At 48.5% G+C, this 3,793-nt stretch carries 6 protein-coding genes and 1 pseudogene; all 7 read left to right on the forward strand.

All coding sequences use genetic code 11. From position 1 onward, the window contains the following. Positions 1–150 precede the first annotated feature (150 nt). The 7 genes and pseudogenes from L6963_RS11620 to L6963_RS11960 all read left to right on the forward strand — a co-directional run bounded on the left by L6963_RS11620 (position 151) and on the right by L6963_RS11960 (position 3,667). The gene (locus tag L6963_RS11620) at positions 151–564 is read left to right on the forward strand and encodes a hypothetical protein (protein WP_237207720.1); all 414 of its coding nucleotides are present in this window, start codon (positions 151–153) and stop codon (positions 562–564) included. A gap of 175 nt (positions 565–739) precedes the next feature. Continuing rightward, positions 740–1,288, forward strand: coding sequence for a hypothetical protein (locus L6963_RS11625; protein WP_237207710.1), 549 nt, complete (start codon positions 740–742; stop codon positions 1,286–1,288). Positions 1,289–1,550: 262 nt separating this feature from the next. After that, the gene (locus L6963_RS11630; RefSeq protein ID WP_237207709.1) at positions 1,551–1,937 is read left to right on the forward strand and encodes a hypothetical protein; all 387 of its coding nucleotides are present in this window, start codon (positions 1,551–1,553) and stop codon (positions 1,935–1,937) included. Positions 1,938–1,951: 14 nt separating this feature from the next. Next, on the forward strand, positions 1,952–2,512 hold the full coding sequence (locus L6963_RS11635) for a hypothetical protein (RefSeq protein WP_237207708.1): 561 nt from the start codon (positions 1,952–1,954) through the stop codon (positions 2,510–2,512). Positions 2,513–2,563: 51 nt separating this feature from the next. After that, entirely contained in the window at positions 2,564–2,884 is a 321-nt protein-coding gene (locus L6963_RS11640) for a transposase (protein ID WP_237207707.1), read from the forward strand. Between the two features lie 178 nt (positions 2,885–3,062). Then, positions 3,063–3,239: pseudogene (locus L6963_RS11955) on the forward strand (IS3 family transposase); the annotation flags it as partial. Continuing rightward, positions 3,194–3,667, forward strand: coding sequence for a transposase (locus L6963_RS11960; protein ID WP_423816850.1), 474 nt, complete (start codon positions 3,194–3,196; stop codon positions 3,665–3,667). The pseudogene L6963_RS11955 and the gene L6963_RS11960, both read left to right, overlap by 46 nt. Positions 3,668–3,793: the final 126 nt, after the last annotated feature.

Consider the following 3,793-nt stretch of genomic DNA (forward strand, 5'->3'; position numbering starts at 1 on the left):
AGGCCGGTTGTACGCTGGTGTAGCAACGGTCTTGTCCGGTATGGCTTGAGGTTATTTGTAGAGATTTAACGCTCATATTTTTGCCGCGGGTGGGGCCGTTGTCTAGTTGGTGGGTGTGGGGTGCGTGCCTACTTTTGAATAAGCCTCAGTGTGCATCGGGACGATTTTCAGTGGAAAAATGGCACCGAACCGTTTCCATATCTAGATAAAGCCAAATGGACTGATATGAAGAATAATTTACGTTCTTGCGATAATGAGGACGTCGCACGGCTGAATGGTATGTATGACACCTATAAGCTGAACTTGGGATACACGAATCCTCAGGAAGCGACCGATAAGGTTGCTGCGTATTGGGAGTCTCAGGGATGGGAAGTAAAAGATATTTCCAATCCTAAAGACCCCGAGAAGAAACAGATTCTTACGGTGACAGATACAGATATCAATTTGCTGTACACCGCAAGTGTTCGCGGGGAAGACATTGAAGCTACCTCTAAGTGTATTTCTGAGTTCTATCACGAGGATTCTCCTGCGGAGGATCCTGTGGTGTACGCTGCTCAACAATAGGTACGAAGCGTTATCCCTCTGGGAATGAGCCAAAAGGTAAAAGCTACGAGGCAGAAGCCGACGACGACGGGGCCGGAATCTCAGCAGAGCACGGTACAAACTATTTAAGATGGCATCCTAGGTATCAAGTAGTACCTTTTGACCAGCAGATTGTAAGGCGAAGGAGAGTAATGCGATGAAGCGTATTTTTTTGTCGGTTGTGGTTGTTTTAGTTTTTGTATTGTCAGGATGTGGTTCTGTGGATCAGAAGAATGAGGCTGTGGAGCCTGATGTCAATGAAGTTTTCAAAGATATGTACTCTGCGGTGACTGTTGCTGCTAGTGCTAACGGTAATGAGGCGAAGTTCCGATGGATGAACAATACGAAGCCTTTTCCCTATAAAGAAGCGTCGTGGGCGGATACTATTCCCTGGAGCTGCGATGATGAAGGAAAAGGGCAGATTAAATTGAACGCGGGTACCACCTATGATCAAAACCTTCACAATGAGGATTACCAAAGTCAAGTAGAAAAAGTTCGACAAGCTTGGGAGTCTCGGGGATTGAAGGTACGCAACGTAGGTGAGAGTAAGGGCATGTTTCAGATCGCCACCGATTTAGAGCACGGCACTGTGGTGGTTTATACCGCTGGGATTGGTGGTGAATCGGTGGAGGCTGATACGCAGTGTTTTGCTGGGTTTAAGGGTGACGAGTCTTCAGCTCAGGTTTATTCTGGTGAGCAAGCGTAGGAATAAAAGATGAGTGATATGTACTGGGTTTAGTTCCGCTCCCGTACATTGAAAATAAACAAAAAACAATTGTCGGAACTAAACCACGTACATATCAGCAGGTATCGGGGTAGATTGGGTTGCTGATTCTAATTGGGGTGATGGTTGGAAAGTTGATCGAAGCCAAAAGGGAAAACAACAAATTTTTTATACGGATTCTCTCGAGGATTGGACGGCGCCGGGTGGGTGCGTGCCTGGGTGGCTTCCTTTTGTGGGGCCAGTAGTGTCTGGAGAGCCTCATGTTACTCCTGAACTTATGATTGATGCGCAGCGTTTTCAGTCTACAGAAGGCATCAGTGCTGACGGTCATTACTATGAAGATGTGGATACGCATTCTTTTGAAAGCAAACCAGGTGAGCAAGGCTTTGTTTATGCTGATACCCTGAGTCTTACCTATGGGGCGCGAGCTTCTATGGGTTATTCCGAAGATCTCCAGAAGAAGTTTTATCAGCCTTGGTATTTTGAACAGGATTTTAGGGGGGAACCCGTCTTGAGACGTGTCACTGCTGATGATTTGGTGGACGGGAAAGTTCCCACGGAATTGATGCAGAAAATTAAATCGTCTCAAGATATAGCGCAATCAGATTTAATTAATTTTGAAAGTAAGTGAGATGAGGAAATTCAGTGAAAAAGAATTTGGTTTTTTTGAATCTATTAGCGGTGGGGTTGGTTAGTGTGAACGTATTGTCGGGCTGTGGCGATGCTGAGAAGGATAAATCGTCAAGTTCTGCTAGTGGTTCAACAGCAAACGGTAGCGAGATGGAGCAGGAGTTTCGCGATATTACTAAGGGAACTCTTAAAGCTGCTGGTACTGATCCGTTGACTTTTCGCCTTGCTGATGATTCTGATTTTTCGCTGGAGAAGTTTGATGCTATGGATCCTGTGGGATATTGCGGTCAAACAGATGCAGGTGAAGATCAGGGTAGTTATGGAGTGATTCTTGAGAATGACGTGAACTATTCTGCTGCAGAGTATGAGAAGAAGGTAGATGCAGTATGGGAATACTGGGAGTCTTTAGGGCTACAGCCTAAAAATATTCGCCCTTCTGAGAATAGTCGTAGTATAGCGGTGAAGACTGAGCTTGATGGGGAAATAACTTATTCTGCAGGTAAGTATGGCGAGTATGTTACCTCTGATTCTGCGTGCTCAGTGAAGATTATTGTACCTGATAACGGCAACTGGTAAATCTATTTCGAGATACCTCTGCAACGTGGCTATGGGCGAGAGGGCTGTCTTGTGTTTGTACGGACATCAGTAATTGGCTGGCTTGATATGTACTGGGTTCAGCCCACACCTTCCACCCACACCCCACCGGAAGGAACAATAAAAACCATACCCACCAAATACCCCCAAGAATTCAAAGAACGAGCAGTACAACTCGTAGGCGACCGACTCAACCACCCCGACGCCCCGTCCATAACCGCAGCAATCAAAGACATAGCCCCTCGGCTAGGAATTTCCCACAACACCCTGGCCCGCTGGTGCAACAACGCCGCCCTCGACACCGGCAAAGAAATCACTACTACGAGTGACGGGCGGCCGAAATCAGACGCCTAAAACGAGAAAACGCGGAACTACGCAGGGCCAACGAGATTTTGAAAACCGCCTCAGCTTTTTTCGCAGCCGAGCTCGAGGCACCGGCCCGATGATGATCCGATTCATCAACACTTATAAGGATCTTTTCGGGGTCGAGCCCATCTGCCAAGTCCTATCCGAGCACCTTGACGGTGGCTTCATGACGGCCAGCGGCTATTACCGCGCAATTGGCCGTGTCGCTTCAGCCAGATCACTATCCGACCAGCTCCTCATTCCTGAACTGATCAGAATCCACCAGGAGAACTACGGAGTCTATGGCGTGCGCAAAATGTGGCAAGCGTTGAGACGAGCAGGCTGGGCTATTGGCCGGGACCAGACCTACCGACTGCTGGCGGGTTTTGCTACACCGCGTTCATCACTGATGTGTTCAGCCGGAAAATTGTGGGCTGGGGTGTTTCCTCGAGTATGCATACGCTGGGGATGCCGCTGATGGCTCTCAAGCAGGCTTTGTTTGAAGCCAGGCGTTCAGGGTCTGATTTGACGCAGGTGGTGCATCACTCGGACCGTGGTTCGCAGTATGTGGCTGAGGATTACACTCGTGAGCTGATCCAGCTGGGTGTTCAGTTGTCTGTAGGATCTACTGGAGATTCATACGATAATGCCCTGGCTGAGTCGGTTAACGGTGCGTATAAGACTGAGCTTGTACGTGGCCGGTTCTTTGGCTCGGTTGCTCAGTTGGAGGCTGCTACGGCGGGTTGGGTGTGTTGGTGGAATCGGCAGCGGTTGCATTCGGCTCTTGGTTAGGACCTGACCCCTGTTTGGTGGACACCTGATATCCAGCCCGGTTGGGTTGGGAAGAAAGGTAATCTACCACCATGCCTAGGTACTCCGAACAGTTCAAACGTGATGCTGTGGCCCTCTATGAAAACA

The organism is Rothia nasimurium, assembly GCF_928392795.1.
GTDB lineage: Bacteria > Actinomycetota > Actinomycetes > Actinomycetales > Micrococcaceae > Rothia > Rothia nasimurium_F.